The sequence below is a fragment of the Acinetobacter sp. CY73 genome (assembly GCF_059515865.1).
This window is the reverse complement of the sequence record NZ_JCAKMZ010000001.1, coordinates 107,196-127,799: the sequence shown is the minus strand read 5'-3', so window position 1 is coordinate 127,799 and position 20,604 is coordinate 107,196. Positions and strand designations below refer to the sequence as shown.

The following is a 20,604-nucleotide window of genomic DNA, read 5'->3' as shown; positions in this document are numbered from 1 at the left end:
AGTCCCTCTTTTATAAAGAGGGATTTAGGGAGATTAAATTTTAAACAAGGAAATCACCATGCCACCTATGACCCATAACTATATGTTAGGACTCGTTGTTCTGGTGATTTCCTTTTTAGTTTGCTTTTACATTCCACTGACTATTGCGTGGATCACGATTCGCAAACAACAGCGTAAGCAAAATAAGTAGTGTGGACTGCCTTTTATTTAAAAAATGGCGATGATCGGCAAAACTTAATTTTGCTTACACAAATTAAGCGTATATTAGAGGGCATCTCTCGTTGAGATGTCTGACTAAAAAGATATAAGCAACGTAGAGAGAATTGATATGTCTATCCTAAGTTGGGACGATTTCGAAGATGATTCGCAAAAACCGGCTGCACCTGAACTCAAGTCTGCGCCCCTCGAACCGCAAAAAACGGTTAATACACCGCTGGTATCTGATGCAAGCAACCAACCGTCGAGTGTGGCAGCTACACAACCCGCTCGAACCAATCAAAGCGCCGCAAAACATTCAACCGATTCATTGGCAAGAGCATCTGCTGCCTTAGAAACTTTGGATGTTGCTCCAGGCTTGGAAGAGCTTGAAATGGGCGCGCAACGTGTACAAGTTGACGATAAAGCCATGATTAACTGTCGTGCTGACTTGAACCAACTTGTACCGTTCAAATACGAATGGGCTTGGCAGAAGTATCTGGACGGTTGTGCAAACCACTGGATGCCTCAAGAAGTCAACATGAACCACGACATCGCGCTTTGGAAGTCTGAAAATGGCTTAACTGAAGATGAGCGTACCATCGTCATGCGTTCTTTAGGTTTCTTCTCGACTGCCGATTCACTGGTTGCAAACAACTTAGTATTGGCGATCTACCGTCACATTACTAACCCTGAATGCCGTCAATACATTCTGCGTCAAGCGTTTGAAGAAGCGATTCACACGCATGCTTACCAATACTGTATCGAATCTTTAGGTATGGATGAAGGCGAAGTCTTTAACATGTACCGTGAAGTTCCATCAGTTGCACGTAAAGCAGCTTGGGGCTTGAAGTACACTCAATCGTTGTGTGATCCTACATTCAAAACAGGTACACCTGAAAACGACCAAATCTTGCTTCGCAACTTGATCGCGTTCTACTGTGTTCTTGAAGGGATCTTCTTCTACTGTGGTTTCTCTCAAATCTTGTCTATGGGTCGTCGTAACAAGATGAATGGTGTTGCTGAGCAATTCCAATACATCTTACGTGATGAGTCTATGCACTTGAACTTTGGTATCGATATGATCAACCAAATCAAGATTGAGAACCCAAGTCTATGGACGACTGAATTCCAAGAAGAAATCGTTCAAATGATTCTTGAAGGTACGATGCTTGAGATCGAATATGCACGTGATACCATGCCACGCGGTGTATTGGGTATGAATGCTGCGATGATGGAAGAATATTTGAAGTTCATCGCAAACCGTCGTTTGGCTCAATTGGGCTTACCTGAACAATTCGCTGGTGTGAATAACCCATTCCAGTGGATGTCTGAGATGATGGACTTACGTAAAGAGAAGAACTTCTTCGAAACACGTGTTACAGATTATCAAACTGGTGGTGCGTTAAGCTGGTAATAGCTTTTTAGATTTATTTCTAAAAAGGGAGGGTTAATCCCTCCCTTTTTTTATTGTGATTTGAATTAAATAATTAACTTATTAAAAATCAATTATATGAGATAAATTCATGCAACCCATGTATACACTCGATGAAGAATTCCCAATTCTAGATAGAGAAATCGAAATTGCACATTCCTCTCTCACCCACACTCTTTACAATCATATACACAAGCAAAATATACGCTTCTTAAGCATGTATATTAATGAAGAAGAATCTCTAAATTTACAAATTACAAATCGTCTTAAATTTCAAATTACATGCATAAAAAATAATATCAAAAGTTTTAAAATTACAAAGTTCGATAGAACCAAAGAAATTGAATCTTTAACATTAAGTAAAATCACAATAGAAAATATCATTTCATTTTTGGAATTAATATCATCACTAAATATTACAGAACTTGATCAAAGAAAAATTTCATTAGAAAAGGTTAGCCAAGACAGTTCTTCTAACTCAATCTATAAATTAATTAGAACAACACTAGAAGCTGAACAAGGTAATGAACTACTTACAAAACTATTAGAGGATGGATTCATAACAGATAAAGATATAGTTAATACAGGCTATAGAAAACAACAGCTAAATCTATTTAAAAATTTAATTTATGATCCTAATGCGCTTACGCAATACCAGAAATCAAATGAATTATCATCACACTCTGAAGAAAAGACTTGGCAACATTTTTTGAGAAAAATGAATGGATTTTTGGATATGGTCTAGATTATAGATTCAATAAAATTTTACAACGTGAAGCACATTTAAATGCAGCTAACTTAGATGGTTCCAATTCCGTAATCGCTGACTATGTACTGGCAGATAATAAGTTTACAACTTTCGTTGAAATAAAAAGAGCAAATACGCCATTATTTAAATCACAAAAATTGAGAGGTAATTGTTGGCGTCTTTCAAACGACTTATATGAAGCTCACAGTCAAATTTTAGAACAAAAGATCAGCGGTCAAACTAAATTTGAAACAAATCAAGCAGGCTATTGCACTCAAGGGAATAGAATTGAACAAGGTGCTTATGATTCTAAAGCGATTCTTATAATAGGTTCATGGCATGAAATTGAAAAAGATGATCAATATACACAGGATCTAAAAATTCGCACTTTAGAATTATTTCGACGAGATTTAAGAAATATAGAAATTATTACCTTTGATGAACTATATGAGCGAGCTAAATTTATCGTTAAACATTAAAAAAGGCGCACTAAGCGCCTTTTTTAAACCTCAATGATTACTGAGGAATACGTAAAACCTGACCTGGGAAAATATCATCTGCATTTTTTAACAATGGACGATTTGCTTCAAAAATTTTATTGTACTGATTGGCATCACCATAAAATTCTTTCGAAATTTTAGAAAGGTTATCACCAGATTTCACTGTATAGAATTTGCTTTCTGGTTCTGGTGTAGCCACTGTAAGTTGATCATCCACTTGCGCAACGTGATCAATATTACCCACTGCAAGAATGATCTTTTCACGATCTGCTTGAGTTTGAACCTGCCCTTTTACAGTTGCCAAGTCAGATTGACCATTATAACTTACAGACAAACCTGTCACTGGAAGACCAAGTGCTTTGATGTGTCCTAATAGTTTGTTTGCAATTTCTTGTGCAGATGGCTCAGCAGGCGTTGCTGGTGCTGCTTGCTGTTCTGCAGGTGCTGTATTTTTTTTACCGATGCCTTTAACAAAATCAAAAAGACCCATGTGTATTCTCCGTTTAGTTTTAAATGGTGTTGTTCTAAAAAATCGTAAGTTTTATGTTTAAATTTAACTTTATTTTTTATACCTAAAATTTAGACCATTTAAGTGTAGCTTTGGTGAATTAAACGTAACGATATGTAATTATAATTTTTTGATTTAATAGAAATATTTTTATTTTATACAGACAATAAAAAACCACCTATGAAGGTGGCTTTTTATTTTCAGCGATGCTGAAAAGTCTTTAATTAAGCAAGTTTCTTAGAAACGTAGTCAATTGCAGATTGAACAGTCGTGATTTCGTTAGAATCTTCGTCTGGGATTGTAATGTCGAAATCGTTTTCGAAAGACATCACAAGCTCAACTAAGTCTAAAGAGTCAGCACCTAAGTCATCCATGAAAGACGCTTCGTTTTTAATCTCTTCAGCCTTAAGACCAAGTTGCTCAGCTACTGCTTGTTTGATACGTTGTTCGATATCGCTCACAGGAATTCTCCTCATTGCTTGTGGCGTTATAATTGCCACTAGTTTAATTGAATCTAAAGTTTTTTCAAAGTTTATACATCGCTTTAAGCCATGTATAGACCACCATTTACATGTAAAACCGTACCTGTAATGTAACTAGCCTTGTCAGAGGCTAAAAAACTTACAGCATCAGCAATGTCCTGAGGCTCACCAAAGCGATTTAAAGCCACTTGGTCACTCATTTTCTTACGAATTTCTTCACTCAATTGCGCTGTCATTTCAGTCGCAATAAAACCTGGTGCAATACTATTCACAGTAATTTGACGGCTACCCATCTCTTTAGCAAGGCTACGGCTGAATGCTTCAATGCCTGCTTTTGCAGCAGAATAGTTTGCTTGGCCTGGATTAGCAAAATGCGCAACAACCGAACTAATATTAATAATTCGACCATAACGTGCTTTTGTCATACCTTTAAGGACACGTTTAGACAAACGGAAGACAGCTTTTAAATGGATATTTAAAATGTCATCCCAATCATCTTCAGACATGCGAAGCAACAGATTATCTTTTGTGATTCCTGCATTATTCACAAGTACCAAAACTGAACCGTAATTTTGTTCAATATCAGATACTAAAGCATCAATTGCCGTACCATCACGTACATCTAAAACTTTGCCTGCGCCATTCTCAGCAAACTGTGCAGATAATTTTTCCGCACCTGCTTCCGATGTCGCTGTACCTACAACAAAAAATCCATCTTGAATTAACTGCTGAGCAATCGATGCACCAATACCACGGCTTGCACCCGTTACCAAAGCAACTTTACGTTCTTGTGTCATGCAATTTTCCCTTCAGCCACTAAAATGGCATTTAATGCATCTTCCATGCGAGATTGGGTATCAAGTGGAAATGCTTTCTCGATATTTGGTAGGCGTTTCGCCAAATTTGCCAATACATTACCCGGACCACATTCAGCAATATAGCTAATGCCTTGGTCTTGTAAAAATTGCATTGTTTTCGTCCATTGCACTGACTCATATAATTGAGCAGTCAATGATTGACGAAGTGTAGCAACATCAGTGGCAACTTGTGCACTGACGTTTTGAATCACAGGAATCTGTGGCATTTGAATATCAGTTTGTTCTAATGCTTCAGCAAACTTTTCAGCCGCAGGCTTCATCATTGAACAATGAGAGGGTACAGATACTGGCAGTGCAATCGCTTTACCACCATTTTCTTTTGCTAAGCCCATCACTGCCTCAACAGCAACAGTTGCACCCGCAATCACCACTTGACCTTGGGCATTGTAGTTGGCCGCTTCAACAGAACCATTTTCTTGTGCAGACACTTGTTGGCAAAGCTCAACAACTTTCGCATCATCCAAACCAAGGATTGCCGCCATTGCACCAGCACCTTGTGGCACAGCATCTTGCATCAACTTACCGCGCAAGTTCACAAGTTTAACAGCATCGCCTAAGCTTAAGCTTCCAGCAGCAACCAATGCGCTGTATTCACCGAGTGAATGTCCAGCAAGATATTTGGGTGCTACACCACCGAGTTCCAACCATACACGCCATAATGCGATACTCGCAGTCAGCAACACTGGTTGTGTAAATTCTGTTTGGTTTAACCCTTCACCACTTTGTGCAATGTGCCATAAATCAAAACCAATTGCTTCAGATGCTTCAGCAAATGTTTCTTTTACACCACTAAACTGTTCAGCAAGCTCTGCCAACATTCCCACTTTTTGTGAACCTTGACCTGGAAATACGAAGGCAGTTTTCGTTGCGTTTACAAATTTTGAGCTGTCTATCATGGACATATAAATACATCTTGTAGTCTAAATTTGAGTTGATTGTATCTTAACAAGCTTGTTTCGGTGTCACCATCGCAAAAAATACCGTTTTTCTTGGTTATTATTTATAAGCAATATTGAGGGTTTAAACCTGAATCTCCTTCAAGGAATAGGACATAAGCCTTCACACTTAACATTACACAACATACTGTATTACAATAAGTTTTACTCTATTAAAATAAAATATATTTAAATCCTCTTGGTTTTTATTTCTTAAAATTAAGCTACGTGTATACCGATATTTTTTAGACGTGACACGATCTTGCACTACACCATTATCATCATTTTGGTTGAGTTCTGTGTTGACTCTTCGAATATCAAAAACTGAGTTATGGCGATTGAATCGCTTATTTTCCACCATCACATTTTGATCTTTCATTACACCATCAAATATGACCAAATCAATCGCGTATTGGGGTTTGAACTGACGAAAATCTGGCACACCGCAACTGTTTGCCTGCTCCTCATCATCAATTATCCCAACACAGAAGTCATTTTCATAATGCTTTGGCTTACGATTGCCCTGCTTGAGAAAATGATCTGATATCGCCTTAAATTGTTTTTCAGTTAAGTTTTGACCCAAGGGAATATTGATACGCTGCTGAGGATCTAACTTTTGATCAACTTAATGGAAAATATTTTGAGTGGATTGTTTTGCTTGAGCTTGACTGAATAAAATCGTTAAGCCAGCAAATACACACATCATCAAGCTTAAAAATTCATTTTTTATTTTCATATTGCTTAGTCTCTATTTATTCATATTTTGATAAAAGAATGACTTACTTTTTATTACTACGACTGATCAAGATTTAAGATACTTATTGATCAGTGTTCTTTTTAAAATTAATTCAAATGTTCTAATTTTGATCAAAAATCATAAAGCCAACGACACATAACCATAAAACAAACATAAAAAAAGGGAGCTTACGCTCCCATTTTTTCTACTAAGCTTGACGCTTAATACATTATCACTTATTCAGCATCAGCTGCTTTAGCGAATAATTGACGACCACGGTAAACACCATCTTTAGTCACGTGGTGACGACGATGAGTTTCACCTGTAGTTTGGTCTACAGTTAATGCATTCTCGGTTAAAGCGTCATGTGAACGGCGCATGTCACGGCGAGAGCGACTTTTACGGTTTTGCTGAACGGCCATGATGGCTCCTTACAAAGATCGAAAAAATGGATCAGAACAAATTCAGTTGTCTTATACTTTACAGTATAACACAAAAATTAGTTAAGTTTACCCTTTAGAGCAGCCAAAGCTTCAAACGGATTATCTCGTTTCTCTTCAACTATCTCTTCAACGGTAGGTTGATGCTTATGCACACAAGACTCATGCTTAGGCGACAAAGGCATCAACAATAACAACTCATCTTCTATCAGTGCAAGTAAATCAGCGGTGGCAGGTGCATCGTATGAACCTTTCGTCGTTGCTTCACTTTCACCTAAAACGATGAAATCAGCATCCTCATCCAAGCGCTCTATCAGTGACTCATTATCGATCAAAGCCAGATGAAAATCTAAAGCAAGGGGTATTTCAACAGTATCCAAACAACGTTGGCATTCCATTGGAACGTTTGCTTTCACACTACCATCTAGCCATACAATACGATGATACGCATCCATTGATAGCTTACAGTCTACGTTAATCAATTGATCATCAATTGATCCAACAGCTTCACGGGAAATTCGAACAAGGCGTGACAATGGCAGGGTACCTGACCATGTAAAACCTTGTTCGGCCCATTTAAACGGCTCAATCTGTGCCGGAAAGGTATTTGCTGACATAATTAAGGCGGCAATTCTACAAATTCATAAGTACTCTGTCAAAGATTAAGATACAATTTTGTACTTATTCAGACAGATCATTTGGGTAATACAAGTCATGCATCAGTTGCAGCCGCAACCTGAAGTCACCACTTCATTACAGTTAAACTATCCTATGCCTTCAGCTTTAGCCGATTACTTAGACCGCGTGCAACTCGCACCTTGGGTAAATCTGCAAACAGAAGCGCTACAGGTAGAGTGGCTTATCTTACACTTTAATCATTGGTTTTCCCACTTAAATGTCACTTTGATCAAAGGTGATTTTGAACCTGAATATTTTCCTGCAACATCAACTACTTCAGCTCGCATTCAATTTGCACATGGTTTTTTTAATAGTGCTTTACATGAAATTAGCCATTGGACGATTGCGGGTGATGAACGTCGAAAACTTGCCGATTTAGGCTATTGGTATGCCCCCGATGGACGTACCGCTGAGCAACAAGCCTTATTTGAGCAGGTTGAAATTAAACCGCAAGCGATTGAATGGTTATTCGCACAAGCCTTTGGTCGTAAGTTCCGTGTATCACTGGACAACCTCACAGGTGATGCAGGAAATGGCGCAACCTTTAAAGATAACGTCTTCGCGCAACTACAAAAATATTTTAGTGGTGAAGCTAAGCTACCTCGTGATGCAGCGCATTTTATTCATTGTATTTGTCTCTGCTGTCGAGCAGGTCAACCGCTACGTGCTGATGAATTTAAGCGTGAAATGTTAGACTAATGCATATGTACTATGGATGTGCTCAAGATGGTTTATCATCTAAAAGAGTAACCATTTAAATTGATTGAATGGATGAGAGGTGATTTAAATGGTGAAAAATCCACATTGATCAATTGAACCATGACCTGACTCAGGTAATAATGAAATTGTGCACCATCCGCCATTGAACAAAAGCACTCTGTTTTTTGCTCTGTGTTGCACTGATTGAAGGTACTAAGCAAGTGCTACAAAATGATTAGTTTTAAGCCGCAAATATATTTACAGATACTTAATATAATAATCACATCAGGAGAATCATTATGCTGCATTTAAGAGTACATCCTGACAATCCTCAACCTCGACTCATTAGCCAAGCTGTCGAACGCATTCGCGCAGGCGATGTCGTGGTCTATCCAACGGATGCTGCCTATGCGATTGGCTGTCAGATCGGAAATAAAACAGCTATGGCACGTATTGCACAGATTCGTGGCTTAGGTGAAAAGCATCAATACGCCATTATCTGTGCCGATCTTTCAGATATTGCCACTTACGCTAAAGTCGACAATGCAATGTATCGATTACTTAAACACAACACCCCTGCTGTCACGACTTATATTTTGCCTGCAACCAGTGAAGTGCCGAAACGTTTAATGCATCCTAAAAAGAAGACTATCGGTCTGCGTGTCCCGAGTAATACGATTTGCCAAATGCTCCTCAAAGAACTGGGTGAACCCCTCTTGACCAGTACATTAATTCTGCCTAATCAAAATGAACCTCTAGATGATCCTTATGACATCAAGCTGCAACTAGAAAAGCGCATTGATGTGTTTATTGACAGTGGACTCGGGACTTTAACCACAACCAGTATTGTCGACTTATCTGGTGATACCCCTGTAGTGGTACGTCGCGGTGTAGGTGATGTCAGCGCTTTTGAGTAAGCACTTTTCAAGATATTATAATCTTTAAGCACTCTGAGCTGAATCATCATTTAAATAAAAAAAGCCATCTTTCTAGATGGCTTTTGATTGGGTCAGTATCTTAACCTAACTCGAATCCTGCTTAAGGAAATGAGAAGATTCATATTGAGACTCCCCCATGATTTTGATCACAAAAAAGTCCGCTCTTTGGTCTGATAAAGTTAAAAATAAATCATAAAATTACGCTTATCCTATGATTTTAAAGGAAAATCCTTATAGGTGATTCGGGTTAACCTACACATGCTATTTTTTATCTTTACGTCCTGTGATTGGATAAAGCTTCATAAAATCTTCTAGTCGATTTTTTTGCTCACGCTCTAGATTAAAATTTTCTTGTTTCAACCAATCTTCAAAAGCCAGTTTCAGTTTTTGCCATTCTTCATCCAAAATTGAAAAGCAAGCTGTGTTTCGGTTACGACCTTTGACGATTCGATCTTGTCTCAGCGTCCCTTCGTATAAGAAACCAAAACGTACCGCAGCATTTACTGAAGCCTCATTGGATTCATCGCAGCGCCATTCAACTTTACGGAATCCATATTCGAAGCATTGATTGAGTAATAAATAAACCGCCTCGGTTGCTGCTGTGGTATGACGTAACTGCTCAGAAAAAAAGAGATTACCAATTTCAGCTTTACGATTAAGCTCATCAATATTGATCAAACCCATCCAGCCCCAATACTGATGTCCTACTTGCACCAAGTAGTGTTGTGCCTGCTTTAAACCAAATTCAGTTTTTAAACTTGCCTTGAGATCATCCTGCGTATTGAACCCGTCATAACGCATATATGTCCAAATGGCTTTTGCATTTTCTAACTCAGTATCTCGATCTAAAGTTCGCCAAATATTTCTAAAAGCGCTATCTTCATCTTCTTCCGAGATGCTATTCACTGGAATGATTTTGCACCAACGACCATTCAGTTGCTCTGCATGAAATTTATCAATTTCATCCGTTTCAACAGGTGCCCCAACCACTTGGTTAAATTCATTTAATTCTGTTTTTAGATATTCAAACATTTTTATTCTTAATAAATATGACCAAAGTCTCAATTTTGCAGTTTTTATGAATATTTATCTAGTATCTTATTTAAAATAATAACCAAAACACACTTACAAAACATCAACTTCGATCTAATTTGAAGCTCGAGTACTTTATTTAATACTTTTTATCGTAAAAACCGCTATTTTCAATTTATTCATCGGGCTTTTTCATTTAGAATAGACCTATTCTTTTTATGCAATTCGAATCACTGTCCTTTTTACTGATTTCGATAAGTGATCTCCTGAATCGCTCAACATGCTTTTGAAAATTCGCGTGGCTAATAACTGTAATGACTCAAGCAATCCATAATTCGATGGAGCCTTCTTCACACATCCGTGTCATGGATGAGTGGCAAGAAGATATTCCTGAAGATTTATACATTCCGCCTGCAGCATTCGAAATTCTATTAGAACATTTCGAAGGACCACTCGATTTTCTGATTTACCTGATTCAAAAAAATGGCTTTGATTTGCTTCAATTGGATATCTCTCCGATTGCAAGCCAATATTTATCGTATATCGACAGTATGAAATCGTTAAATATTGAGCTGACTGCGGATTACTTGGTAATGGCGGCACTGTTGGCAGATTTAAAGTCTCGTTTATTACTGCCTAAACCGAAAGCGATTCATATTGAAAAAGATCCCAAACAAGAGCTGATTGATCGTTTAGAAACCTATTTAAGAGTAAAACAAGCCGCTGAACGCTTGGGTCAGATGCCTATTTTGGATCGTGATACCTATTTAACCAATGTGTCTATTGGGCATATCGAGACAGTGAATGAAGGTTATGACGTGAGCATGCTCCGTGATGCCTTATTTTGCATCTTTAATCGTCCAGAACCTGTAGTTCATCAGATTGTCCAAGAGCCTGTTTTATTGGAAGAACGTATTTCTTATATTCAACATATGGTTCAAAGCGGTGAAGTACTGAGTTTTGAAAAATTACTTAAACCGAGCCAAGGTCGTATGGGCATGGTCGTAACATTTATGGCTATTTTAGAGCTGACGCGTCAGCAGAAAGTTCAGATTGTCAGTTCAGGCATTGAGTCCCCGTTAACAATTCAGGGATCACATGTATGACGATCGATCAAAGTACAATATTTAATATCGATGAGTTGCATCATGAAATCTTGATGCAAATGGAAGCGATTATTTTTGCAAGTGATGCGCCTGTCTCTGTCGCTCGTTTAAAAGAAGCCTTCCAAAATCAATATTCAAAGCAACAACTGCATGCTTATTTACAACAGCTTGCAGTATTGCAACATGGTCGTTCCATTGAGCTTGTTGAAACAGCTCAAGGTTTTCGCTTTCAAGTACGTGCAAAGTACCGCAGTACCATCGCTCAAACATGGCCTGAACGCCCAACCAAATTATCACCCTCATTGTTAGAAACATTAGCAGTGATCGCTTACCATCAGCCCGTGACCCGCGCTGATATTGAGCAGATACGTGGAGTAACGAATAACAGTCAATTATTGAGAACGTTATTCGAATGGAACTGGATTAAAGAATCAGGGTTCCGTGAACTTCCAGGAAGACCCGCGTTGTTAGTTACAACGCCACAATTTTTAAATGCTTTTGGTCTCAATTCTTTGGATCAATTGCCTCCCCTACAGGATGCCAAGGAAGCTTTTTTGACTTTGGATGCTCATGCACCCATGTCTTAAATAGGTGAACTGTTGATGATTATTTCTAAGGTTATGCTGTTATGAGTGAAAAATTGCAAAAGGTATTAGCACGTGTTGGCTTAGGCTCTCGCCGTTATATGGAAGAAGTCATTGCTGCTGGTCGTGTTAGTGTCAACGGTCAAGTTGCTCAAGTGGGTGAACGTATTGAACCTACCGATGAGCTTCGCATCGATGGTCGTAAAGTTGCGTTCCAAATTGAAGATGAAATTCGCCGTCGTGTTTTGATTTACTACAAACCAGAAGGCGAAATTTGTTCACGTAATGACCCTGAAAATCGCCCAACGGTATTTGATCAATTACCTTCAATTCCGGGTGATCGTTGGGTAATGGTGGGTCGTTTAGATATTAACTCGACTGGTCTTTTGATGTTTACCAATGACGGCGAACTTGCAAACCGCTTAATGCACCCTTCTAGCGAAATTGAGCGTGAATACGCGGTTCGTGTGATGGGTGAAGTAACACCTGCTTTGAAAAAGAACATGACCACAGGTGTTGTTCTTGATGACGGTCCTGCCAAGTTTGAATCGTTCTCTGAAATTGGTGGTGAAGGGATTAACCGTTGGTATCAAGTGGTTGTAAAAGAAGGTCGTAACCGTGAAGTACGTCGTATCTTTGAATCACAAGGCCTAAAAGTAAGCCGTTTATTACGTACGCGTTACGGTACTGTGATTTTGCCACGTGAACTTCGTACTGGTCGTTGGGTTGAATTGGATAAAAATGATATCGACAACTTGACCAAAGCGGTAGAGCTTAAACCACGTCAAGGTACAGGTTTGTTTGGGATGGCGAAACGTCGTAACGAACGTATGCAAGACAAACCCCTTGCTGCACGTCGTGGGGGATACTTACGTCAACAGCGCCGTGACGAAGGTGAAGCTCAACCTGAGTTTAACCGCGAATCTCGTCCAGACCAACGTCGTGACTCACGTCCAATGAATACAGATAACCGTCGTGAATCACGTCCTATGAATACGGATAACCGCCGTGATTCTCGTCAGCCAAATTTCGATCAGCGCCGTGACAATCGTCCATCAGGTGAGCCAGGTCGTAGTGACAATCGTAGCTTCCGTCAAGATCGCCCAACAGGCGCACCTCGTCGCCATGAAAGCACTAACTACAACAGTGGCAATCGCTTTGAGCGTAAAGAAGTGAATGGAAACACTGCTGAAACACAGCAACGTGAAGAATCTCGCTTTACACAGCGCAAACCTTTTACAGTGAATAAAGGTTTCAAAAAGTTCTAATTGCTGAGCGTATTTCAGCTTCAGACAAGAAATAATCAAAAAAAGCCACTCTCATGAGTGGCTTTTTTTATACGTTGATCTGTGACTACAGAACTTATAGCGCAGGAATATCGATCCATTGAGCTTGAGGAAAATGTAATTCTAAATATCGTTTTAAGTAGGCAGCCGTATCTTGTGAAATTTTCGGATCTTGAGATTCATCTTTAAGGTTATAAGCCACGGCAAATAAATTTAATCCACGGTGTTGAATTGCTTCTAAGCTCAACAAGGTATGATTAATACTGCCCAATCGACCTGAAGAAACCAAAATAATCGGATAATTCTTTTCAACCAAGTAGTCAATTGTGAGCAATTCAGTTGTGAGTGGTACCATCAAACCACCAGCACCCTCCAATAACACCACATCAAATGTATCTGCAAGTTTTTGAGTCGCTTCTTCAATCTTTTTAAAATCAATATTGCGTCCATCAATTTGTGCGGCTAAATGTGGAGAAGCTGGATAACTCAAGATTTCAGGCATTGTGAGTTTTGAATCGTCTTCAGCAAACCATCCACGCCCCATAATGTCACGATGCTTCTCAATATCTTCAGAAACACCATCATTACCTGTTTGTATCAGTTTCTGCGTAATCACATTTTGACCTTGCTCAAACCATCGCTTTGCTAGATAGCCTGTCGTATAAGTCTTACCAATGCCTGTATCAATGCCACTTACAAAGTAAATCTGACCACTCATACCACGCTCCGCGCAATCACATAAATAGGATGATAACTCAAAGGATAAACCAGATTTTCATGTTCATCGGTCGTGATAAATTGACGATACGCTTGGTAAAAATTCTCTAAGGATTGCTTTGTCCAACGAAATTTACTGGCCGTAGCTGTCACCCCTGTTGCTTTTAAATGCTGCAACACATCCTTTGGATGCTTAAAATTCAAAGTATCGACTTGTTCTGAAATATGTAAAATCTCAAAGCCTTGATCTTCTAGTTTGAGTTGAATCTCACTGATGTCGTAATAACTTAATCCCTGTTGGGTTAAGGCTTTTATTTCTTTCAAATTCTGCGTACCGAAGGTCGAGAAGCAAAACAGTCCTTGTTTGAATAAAGCTTGATTCACCTTTTTCAATAAACCATCTAAATTGTGCATCCACTGTATCACTGAACTTGAAACGATCAGGTCTAATTCTTTCGGAAAGTCAATCTGCTCTGCATCGCCAATATGCCATTCGATTGTGTGCTGATTTTCAAGTCTATTTATCTCGAAGCTATTTTCCTCAAACTCGAAGCTATTTTCCTCAAAACTGTTTTCTGCTAAACCCACAGTTTCAAAGTGTTGTTTAACTTCCTCATATAGATCATTGAGATAAATGCTTTTAAAGATTTGATTTTCCATATAGAGCTTGGTCAGATTTCCTGATCCGCAACCGATCTCAAAAATACGTTTTGGATGAGCTAGATCTCCATCTATACAATGGTATTTAGACATCAATTGCATCAATCGTAGCGCAATCTTTTTCTGAATAATGGCATGCTCATCATAACTTTGCCCTGCTTGAGCAAAGCGCTTAGCGATCTCTAACGTATCGATATGAATTAATTCCATTTAAACCTCAGAGCAAAGCCACAAGACGGTCAAGATCATGCTGATCAATTCGCGTATTTAAACAAATCCTCAAACGAGAGCCACCTTGGGGAACGGTCGGTGGGCGTACTGGCATGATATAGAAACCTGCGTGTTGTAGCTGATTGGCCAGTGCCACGGTTTGAATCGAATCCCCTACGATCACGGGGACAATCTGGCTACTCGAAGGGCAATCATAGTTTTTTGCAAGAATTTGAATATTCAATGAATGACTCAGACGTTTTAAATACTGTCTTTGATCACTCATCTTCACAACTTTCTGTAAGATAAAATTTGTCCATGCCATACACATCGGAGGCTGTGCAGTACTAAAAATCAATGGGCGCATTTTATTGATCAAGAAATCTCGAATGATCGGATGACAAATCAAATATCCACTGACAGAGGCTAAGGCCTTACCAAATGTTCCGACGATAAAATCAACCTCTTGAATTACACCTGCCTGTTCGACGATGCCTAAACCCTGCTCACCTCGAACACCAATCGCATGTGCTTCATCCACATAGAGCATCACATTCGAATATTGTTTTTTAAGCGCCACCAACGCGACCAAATCTGCCTCATCGCCGTCCATACTAAAAATAGATTCAGTCACGATAATGATGTGCTTAAAATTTTGATCAGCTTGGTATTTTCTTAATAGTGCATCCAAATGCTCAAGATCGTTGTGGCGATATCGTACATATTGCGCAGTTGAAAGTCGCATGCCATCAATCAAACTGGCATGCACCAACTTATCTGCCAAAACCAATGTTTTATTGTCACATAAGGCTGGCAAGATCCCGATATTCATGTGATAGCCACTGTTAAACAACAGCGCAGACCGATTTTCAAATAACTGACTTAAACTATGTTCAAGTTGTTTATATGCAGGAAAGTTCCCTGTTAAAAGGCGTGAAGATGAAGAACTCATTCGTCGCTCTGAAACGGGAGTCAGGTCAAAGAACTCTTCCCGAAGTGACTCATCACTCGCCAATCCCAAATAGTCATTGGATGAAAGATTCAACATCCATCGATCATTGATTTGAATATCACGACCCAATTGAATATTTGCAGTGAATTGTCTGAGATTCCCTTGTTTTTTTAACTCATCCAAATGCGCTGCATAATGATCTAATACACTCATGACAGCGCTTCCTGCATGTTTTGAACAACATCGACCAACTGCGTGAGTAAAAACTCAAGTTCATGCTCCGCAATGATATAAGGCGGCATGACATAAACCAGCTTTCCGAAAGGACGAATCCACACACCTCGTTCTACAAATTGCTGTTGTAATGAACGCATATCCACATCGAATTTTAATTCTACTACGCCGATAGCACCCAATACACGTACATCATTGACATGATCAAGATGATTTAAAACCGTCAGCTTAGTTTTTAAATGGCTTTCGATACGCAGAATATTGGCTTGCCAATCTTGTGACAACAGTAATTGCGTACTTTTTAAAGCCACAGCACAAGCTAAAGGATTCGCCATAAAGGTCGGGCCATGCATGAACACCCCAGCTTGACCACGACTAATGTTTTCTGCAACATGTTGAGTCGTTAGCGTCGCAGAGAGTGTCATATAGCCACCCGTTAGGGCTTTACCCATACACATAATATCAGGCGCAACTTGTGCATGTTCCCATGCGAACATTTTTCCTGTACGTCCAAATCCTGTTGCGATTTCATCAAAAATCATCAAGATATTGTATTGTTCACACAGTCTTTTGGCTGCTTTGAGATATTCAGGATGATAGAAATGCATTCCCCCTGCACCCTGAACGATTGGTTCAATAATGAAAGCAGCAATGGTTTGATGATGTTGCTGAATCATCTGTTCTAAAGATGTCATTTCGGAAGCATGCCACGTTTGATCAAATCCTATAGACGGTGCATCAACAAAAATACGATTGGGTAAGCTTGAACCAAACACTTGATGCATCCCTGTCTCAGGGTCACACACGGACATAGCATTCCACGTGTCACCGTGGTAACCCGAGCGTGGTGTTATAAAATTGGTTTTATGTGTTGAACCTTGAACAGTCCAATATTGCACTGCCATTTTCAGTGCAACTTCTACGGCAACTGAACCTGAATCTGCATAGAAAATTTTGTCGAGATTGGGTGGTGTGATTTTTAATAACAGTTTACCCAATTCAATCGCGGGATCATGGGTGAGTCCACCAAACATGATATGCGACATCTTTTGCAGTTGATCAATTGCAGCTTGATTTAAATCAGCATGGTTATAACCATGAATCGCACACCACCAAGATGACATCCCATCAATCAACTGGCGACCATCTTCTAACTCAATCGTCGCGCCATATGCCTGCTTCACTTTATAGGTTGGCAATGGATCAAGCATCGAAGTATATGGATGCCAGAGATGTGCTTGATCAAAACTATCCGTCATTCCTAATTTGACTCATTTCTTTATGCTTTTTTGATCATAACGTGCACATAAAGATTAAGGTATTGCCTGATCGGACAATCTTGATTAAGTTTTCTCGAGTCGTTTTAAATATTGAGTGATTTTGTCACTTAAGGCTTCATATTGGAAAACTGGAAATCCATGCGATCCATGAACGGAATCTACATTTAAAAACTTTGCGCCTAATTTTCTAAAATTATCCATAATTTTGTAACTAACTAGACCATCAGCCTCAGCAAAGACATGTAACTGACTTCCGGGATAATTTTGGATAGTGTCAACAGTATTGAATTGCTCCAACATCTCTAAACCACAACTTTTCAGCGCAAGTTCCTCGTCATTTACCGAACTTTGTAATTTTTGCCAGTCTAATTTTGCATTACTACGCCCTTGAGTCACCAAGTAACAGAAACGCTTTAAAGTGGTTATAGGGTTTTTCTCAAATGCGCTTTTAAAACTTAAAAAGGTAGAATTCTCCATTCCAATCCCCCATGTATCATTGGCAATGAAACAAGGATTACTGGCCAAAGTGATCAAAGCTTTCAATTCCCCTGTCTGCTCATGGATGTGTTGCGCAAGCTTTGTCGCAAGCTGTCCACCTAAGGACCAGCCCATAATCACATCAAATTGCTCAGCAAGCTTTACATGTTTGATGAAATCATCGGCATCAAAACCATTAAATATATTGATCAATTCAACCTCAAAACCTTTTTGAATCAGTGCATCTTTCAGCGCTTGTAATGGCTGCGTCCCTACAGCCCACCCCGTGATAAGTAATATCTTCTGCATCCCTTCAAACTCGTTATCCTCATTTGTTATTACTATATAAAGTCTTCACCACAACTACATTGTGAAATAACGACAAAATTCAGTGTATTAAATGATAGTGACGAAGAAAGAATTCTTAACATTAAGTGTGTGCTTTAAAAAAATTCGCAAATTAAATACACATTTTATTCATTATTTTCTAAATCGAGTAACAGTTTAGCTGGATAAACCTTGAACCAATTTGTCTTAAACTGTTTATGAACCTGATCGATCTCGAAGGTGCTGCTACGACCAATCTGTTGTGCCTTTGCAATATCGTGGGCGCGCATATAAGCAATAAGATAATCCTTAGCCTCTAAATTTAAATAAAACCAAGATTCAATCAAGACACCTTCTGCTTTAAGTGTTTCAATCGCTTCTATTTTTCTATTTTCTAATTCTTTTTGCCAATCATTTATTTGTTTCAAGCGATCTTGTTTTAGCTCAATGAGTACTGCACCCACATCCATTTTATTCTCTTTTTGTGTGCTGAATGAACACTTAAAATATAGCGAACACTTTGAGATTAATAGTCAAAATTTGTGATTATCCTTAAATATCTTTCATGCACTGCTGTTATTTAGAACGCTTGCGATAAAGCACTCAGAAACAAAATAAAAGTCCCGACATGAAAAAAGCCCAACTTTCATTGAGCTTTCAAATGGGTACTTTATCTACACTTTAGGGCATATGCCAGCCAAAATTACATTTGTGATTGAATATAGTTTTGCAAACCAATCAATTCAATCAGACGTAATTGCTTTTCAAGCCAATAGGTATGGTCTTCTTCAGTATCTGACATTTGTTGACGTAGCATATCACGGGTAACGTAATCACCTTTTTCTTCACACAGCTTTACACCTTGTGCAAGTTTCTCACGCACTTCATATTCAAGTTTTAAATCCGCTTTTAAACAGCTCACCACATCTTCGCCAACATCAATATCTTCACGGTTCATGTTTGGTGTTCCTTCTAGGAACAATACACGGCGAATGATCGCATCAGCATGCTGTGCTTCTTCTTGCATTTCATGATCGATACGCTCGAAGATCTTGGTTAAGCCCCAATCTTCATACATACGCGAATGGATCAGATATTGATCACGTGCAGCCAGCTCACCACCGATCAACATATTCAGATAATCTACAACTTCTGGATTGCCACGCATTTCATTATCTCCATTTCTTTGTGGACATTATGATGAAAACGGTGATATTTTGCAAAGATTAAAAAAATGTAAACCCATGATTTATATAAAATAAAAATGAGAAACATACGCATTTACACACATCAAATATCGAATTAACATATATAAAAGAACATCTTGCATTAGTTACAGGGCAGAAATTTTCCGATAAAACTATTTTTATGCAGTATTGATTTTTTGTAACCAAATTCAAAATCTTGGCTGTGCCTGTTCATCTTAGCGTATATGAAGAAGTTTAAATTGCACGATCACATCAGCAATACTGCAATACTTAGGCAAATTTTTACCTTAATTAAGCCAACTAATGGCAAAACCCAGCGTCCAATAGCTAAAAATTCATCGAGTTGAGCTTAGCGCCAATGAGTCTGCTTCCAATCTTGTTGTTGCTGTTTATTCAAGAACGTCCAAGCCACAAAACGGCTCTCTTTTTGCCCTTGAGCCATCTGAATCGTTTGGACTTCCAAAGCACCAATACGTTGTAAGGCTTTTAACAGCGCTGGTAAAGTGGTCTTTTTCGATACAAGCGTAGTAAACCAAAAACACTGTTGACTAAAGACTGAACTTTCTTCAACCATTTGGCATACGAAACGTTCTTCTCCACCGTCACACCATAACTCATTTTTTTGACCGCCAAAGTTCAAGACCGACTTAACATTCTCTCGCTTGCCAAGATTATGCAGTTTCTTCGATGCTGTAGAATTGGCTTCTTCTTGCGAAGCATGAAATGGTGGATTACACAAAGTCAGATCAAAACGGTCTGTGGGCTTGATGATGCCTTTAAAAATATTTTGAGGCGATTTTTGCAAACGAATATGAATCCCCTTGCTTAGATTAGGGTTGGCTTGTGTAATGAGCTGAGCACTACTCACCGATGCAGGATGAATATCCGATCCGACAAATTTCCAACCATAACTACGATGACCAATCATAGGATAGATGCAGTTCGCCCCAACACCAATATCAAGTACATGAACTTTATGCCCTTGGGGTATCTGATCGCCATTACTCCCACCAAGTAGGTCAGCCAAATAATGAATATAGTCTGCTCGCCCGGGAATCGGCGGGCAAAGAAAACCCTGAGGAATATCCCAATGTTGAATGTGGTAATAATGCTTAAGCAGGGCTTTATTCAGCGTTTTCACTGCGTCAGGATCAGAAAAATCAACGGAAAGATCATCATATTTATTCAGTGATACAAAAGGAGCAAGTTCAGAACAACTTTTAATCAGCTGAGGAAAATCGTAACGACTGCGATGTAAGTTCCGTACATGTAATTCCGATTTTTGTTTCGGAAATAATTTCTTTGCTTGCGCCATTTTTTTGCCAATAATCAACGAAGGACGAGAATAATCTGGTGATA

At 38.9% G+C, this 20,604-nt stretch carries 24 protein-coding genes and 1 pseudogene; 9 read left to right on the top strand and 16 right to left on the bottom strand.

The window, feature by feature from the left end; translation table 11 throughout:
* The first annotated feature begins 58 nt into the window (after window positions 1-58).
* From AC5YD2_RS00625 to AC5YD2_RS00610, 4 genes are all read left to right on the top strand, one after another.
* Window positions 59-190, top strand: coding sequence for a hypothetical protein (locus AC5YD2_RS00625; RefSeq protein ID WP_496124457.1), 132 nt, complete (start codon window positions 59-61; stop codon window positions 188-190).
* A 138-nt stretch (window positions 191-328) separates the two neighbouring features.
* Complete coding sequence (locus tag AC5YD2_RS00620) at window positions 329-1,612, top strand: ribonucleotide-diphosphate reductase subunit beta (protein ID WP_496124456.1); 1,284 nt, start codon at window positions 329-331, stop codon at window positions 1,610-1,612.
* 109 nt (window positions 1,613-1,721) lie between these two features.
* Window positions 1,722-2,375: a hypothetical protein gene (locus tag AC5YD2_RS00615; RefSeq protein ID WP_496124455.1), complete on the top strand. Its 654-nt coding sequence runs from the start codon at window positions 1,722-1,724 to the stop codon at window positions 2,373-2,375.
* A complete protein-coding gene (locus AC5YD2_RS00610) occupies window positions 2,327-2,857 on the top strand; it encodes a Shedu immune nuclease family protein (RefSeq protein WP_496124453.1) in 531 nt (176 codons plus the stop codon). Before AC5YD2_RS00615 ends, AC5YD2_RS00610 begins: the two co-directional genes overlap by 49 nt.
* Before the next feature lie 37 nt (window positions 2,858-2,894).
* On the opposite strand, the gene lysM is transcribed toward AC5YD2_RS00610, so the two are convergent.
* The 7 genes from lysM to AC5YD2_RS00575 form a co-directional block, all read right to left on the bottom strand.
* Entirely contained in the window at window positions 2,895-3,368 is a 474-nt protein-coding gene (gene lysM, locus AC5YD2_RS00605; RefSeq protein ID WP_496124452.1) for a peptidoglycan-binding protein LysM, read from the bottom strand.
* A gap of 242 nt (window positions 3,369-3,610) precedes the next feature.
* Window positions 3,611-3,847, bottom strand: coding sequence for an acyl carrier protein (gene acpP, locus AC5YD2_RS00600; RefSeq protein ID WP_166322567.1), 237 nt, complete (start codon window positions 3,845-3,847; stop codon window positions 3,611-3,613).
* Between the two features lie 83 nt (window positions 3,848-3,930).
* Window positions 3,931-4,665 (bottom strand): 3-oxoacyl-ACP reductase FabG, encoded by a 735-nt coding sequence (fabG, locus tag AC5YD2_RS00595; RefSeq protein ID WP_496124451.1) that lies wholly within the window; start codon window positions 4,663-4,665, stop codon window positions 3,931-3,933.
* Window positions 4,662-5,648, bottom strand: coding sequence for an ACP S-malonyltransferase (fabD, locus tag AC5YD2_RS00590; protein ID WP_496124450.1), 987 nt, complete (start codon window positions 5,646-5,648; stop codon window positions 4,662-4,664). Before fabD ends, fabG begins: the two co-directional genes overlap by 4 nt.
* Before the next feature lie 169 nt (window positions 5,649-5,817).
* The gene (locus AC5YD2_RS00585; RefSeq protein ID WP_496124449.1) at window positions 5,818-6,264 is read right to left on the bottom strand and encodes a hypothetical protein; all 447 of its coding nucleotides are present in this window, start codon (window positions 6,262-6,264) and stop codon (window positions 5,818-5,820) included.
* A 389-nt stretch (window positions 6,265-6,653) separates the two neighbouring features.
* On the bottom strand, window positions 6,654-6,839 hold the full coding sequence (gene rpmF, locus AC5YD2_RS00580; protein WP_035269206.1) for a 50S ribosomal protein L32: 186 nt from the start codon (window positions 6,837-6,839) through the stop codon (window positions 6,654-6,656).
* A 77-nt stretch (window positions 6,840-6,916) separates the two neighbouring features.
* On the bottom strand, window positions 6,917-7,474 hold the full coding sequence (locus tag AC5YD2_RS00575) for a YceD family protein (protein ID WP_496124448.1): 558 nt from the start codon (window positions 7,472-7,474) through the stop codon (window positions 6,917-6,919).
* A gap of 97 nt (window positions 7,475-7,571) precedes the next feature.
* On the opposite strand from AC5YD2_RS00575, the gene AC5YD2_RS00570 reads away from it, so the two are divergent.
* Together AC5YD2_RS00570 and AC5YD2_RS00565 are read left to right on the top strand one after the other, a co-directional pair.
* On the top strand, window positions 7,572-8,234 hold the full coding sequence (locus AC5YD2_RS00570; protein ID WP_496124447.1) for an elongation factor P hydroxylase: 663 nt from the start codon (window positions 7,572-7,574) through the stop codon (window positions 8,232-8,234).
* Window positions 8,235-8,533: 299 nt separating this feature from the next.
* Window positions 8,534-9,151, top strand: coding sequence for an L-threonylcarbamoyladenylate synthase (locus AC5YD2_RS00565; protein ID WP_496124446.1), 618 nt, complete (start codon window positions 8,534-8,536; stop codon window positions 9,149-9,151).
* A 282-nt stretch (window positions 9,152-9,433) separates the two neighbouring features.
* Here AC5YD2_RS00565 and AC5YD2_RS00560 read toward each other — a convergent pair whose 3' ends face one another.
* The gene (locus AC5YD2_RS00560; protein ID WP_496124445.1) at window positions 9,434-10,204 is read right to left on the bottom strand and encodes a GNAT family N-acetyltransferase; all 771 of its coding nucleotides are present in this window, start codon (window positions 10,202-10,204) and stop codon (window positions 9,434-9,436) included.
* 314 nt (window positions 10,205-10,518) lie between these two features.
* Between AC5YD2_RS00560 and AC5YD2_RS00555 the strand changes: the two genes are divergently transcribed.
* The 3 genes and pseudogenes from AC5YD2_RS00555 to rluB all read left to right on the top strand — a co-directional run.
* Window positions 10,519-11,310, top strand: a complete 792-nt coding sequence (locus AC5YD2_RS00555) for a segregation and condensation protein A (RefSeq protein ID WP_496124444.1) — start codon at window positions 10,519-10,521, stop codon at window positions 11,308-11,310.
* On the top strand, window positions 11,307-11,897 hold the full coding sequence (gene scpB, locus AC5YD2_RS00550; protein ID WP_496124443.1) for an SMC-Scp complex subunit ScpB: 591 nt from the start codon (window positions 11,307-11,309) through the stop codon (window positions 11,895-11,897). The genes AC5YD2_RS00555 and scpB overlap by 4 nt, the downstream gene beginning before the upstream one ends.
* 41 nt (window positions 11,898-11,938) lie before the next feature.
* A pseudogene (gene rluB / locus AC5YD2_RS00545) lies at window positions 11,939-12,904 on the top strand (23S rRNA pseudouridine(2605) synthase RluB); the annotation flags it as partial.
* Window positions 12,905-13,256: 352 nt separating this feature from the next.
* On the opposite strand, the gene bioD reads toward rluB, so the two are convergent.
* From bioD to rlmF, 8 genes are all read right to left on the bottom strand, one after another.
* The gene (bioD, locus tag AC5YD2_RS00540) at window positions 13,257-13,898 is read right to left on the bottom strand and encodes a dethiobiotin synthase (protein ID WP_496124442.1); all 642 of its coding nucleotides are present in this window, start codon (window positions 13,896-13,898) and stop codon (window positions 13,257-13,259) included.
* Window positions 13,895-14,767 carry a malonyl-ACP O-methyltransferase BioC gene (gene bioC / locus AC5YD2_RS00535; RefSeq protein WP_496124441.1) on the bottom strand — a complete coding sequence of 291 codons (873 nt, stop codon included), beginning with the start codon at window positions 14,765-14,767 and terminating at the stop codon, window positions 13,895-13,897. Before bioC ends, bioD begins: the two co-directional genes overlap by 4 nt.
* Before the next feature lie 7 nt (window positions 14,768-14,774).
* Entirely contained in the window at window positions 14,775-15,932 is a 1,158-nt protein-coding gene (locus tag AC5YD2_RS00530) for an 8-amino-7-oxononanoate synthase (RefSeq protein ID WP_496124440.1), read from the bottom strand.
* Window positions 15,929-17,212 carry an adenosylmethionine--8-amino-7-oxononanoate transaminase gene (bioA, locus tag AC5YD2_RS00525; protein ID WP_496124439.1) on the bottom strand — a complete coding sequence of 428 codons (1,284 nt, stop codon included), beginning with the start codon at window positions 17,210-17,212 and terminating at the stop codon, window positions 15,929-15,931. Before bioA ends, AC5YD2_RS00530 begins: the two co-directional genes overlap by 4 nt.
* A gap of 84 nt (window positions 17,213-17,296) precedes the next feature.
* The gene (locus AC5YD2_RS00520) at window positions 17,297-18,019 is read right to left on the bottom strand and encodes an alpha/beta hydrolase family protein (RefSeq protein ID WP_496124438.1); all 723 of its coding nucleotides are present in this window, start codon (window positions 18,017-18,019) and stop codon (window positions 17,297-17,299) included.
* Window positions 18,020-18,183: 164 nt separating this feature from the next.
* Window positions 18,184-18,507: a DUF6176 family protein gene (locus AC5YD2_RS00515; RefSeq protein WP_496124437.1), complete on the bottom strand. Its 324-nt coding sequence runs from the start codon at window positions 18,505-18,507 to the stop codon at window positions 18,184-18,186.
* Between the two features lie 233 nt (window positions 18,508-18,740).
* Complete coding sequence (gene ftn / locus AC5YD2_RS00510) at window positions 18,741-19,205, bottom strand: heteropolymeric bacterioferritin subunit Ftn (protein ID WP_496124436.1); 465 nt, start codon at window positions 19,203-19,205, stop codon at window positions 18,741-18,743.
* A 389-nt stretch (window positions 19,206-19,594) separates the two neighbouring features.
* The gene (gene rlmF, locus AC5YD2_RS00505) at window positions 19,595-20,560 is read right to left on the bottom strand and encodes a 23S rRNA (adenine(1618)-N(6))-methyltransferase RlmF (RefSeq protein WP_496124435.1); all 966 of its coding nucleotides are present in this window, start codon (window positions 20,558-20,560) and stop codon (window positions 19,595-19,597) included.
* Between the last annotated feature and the right edge of the window lie 44 nt (window positions 20,561-20,604).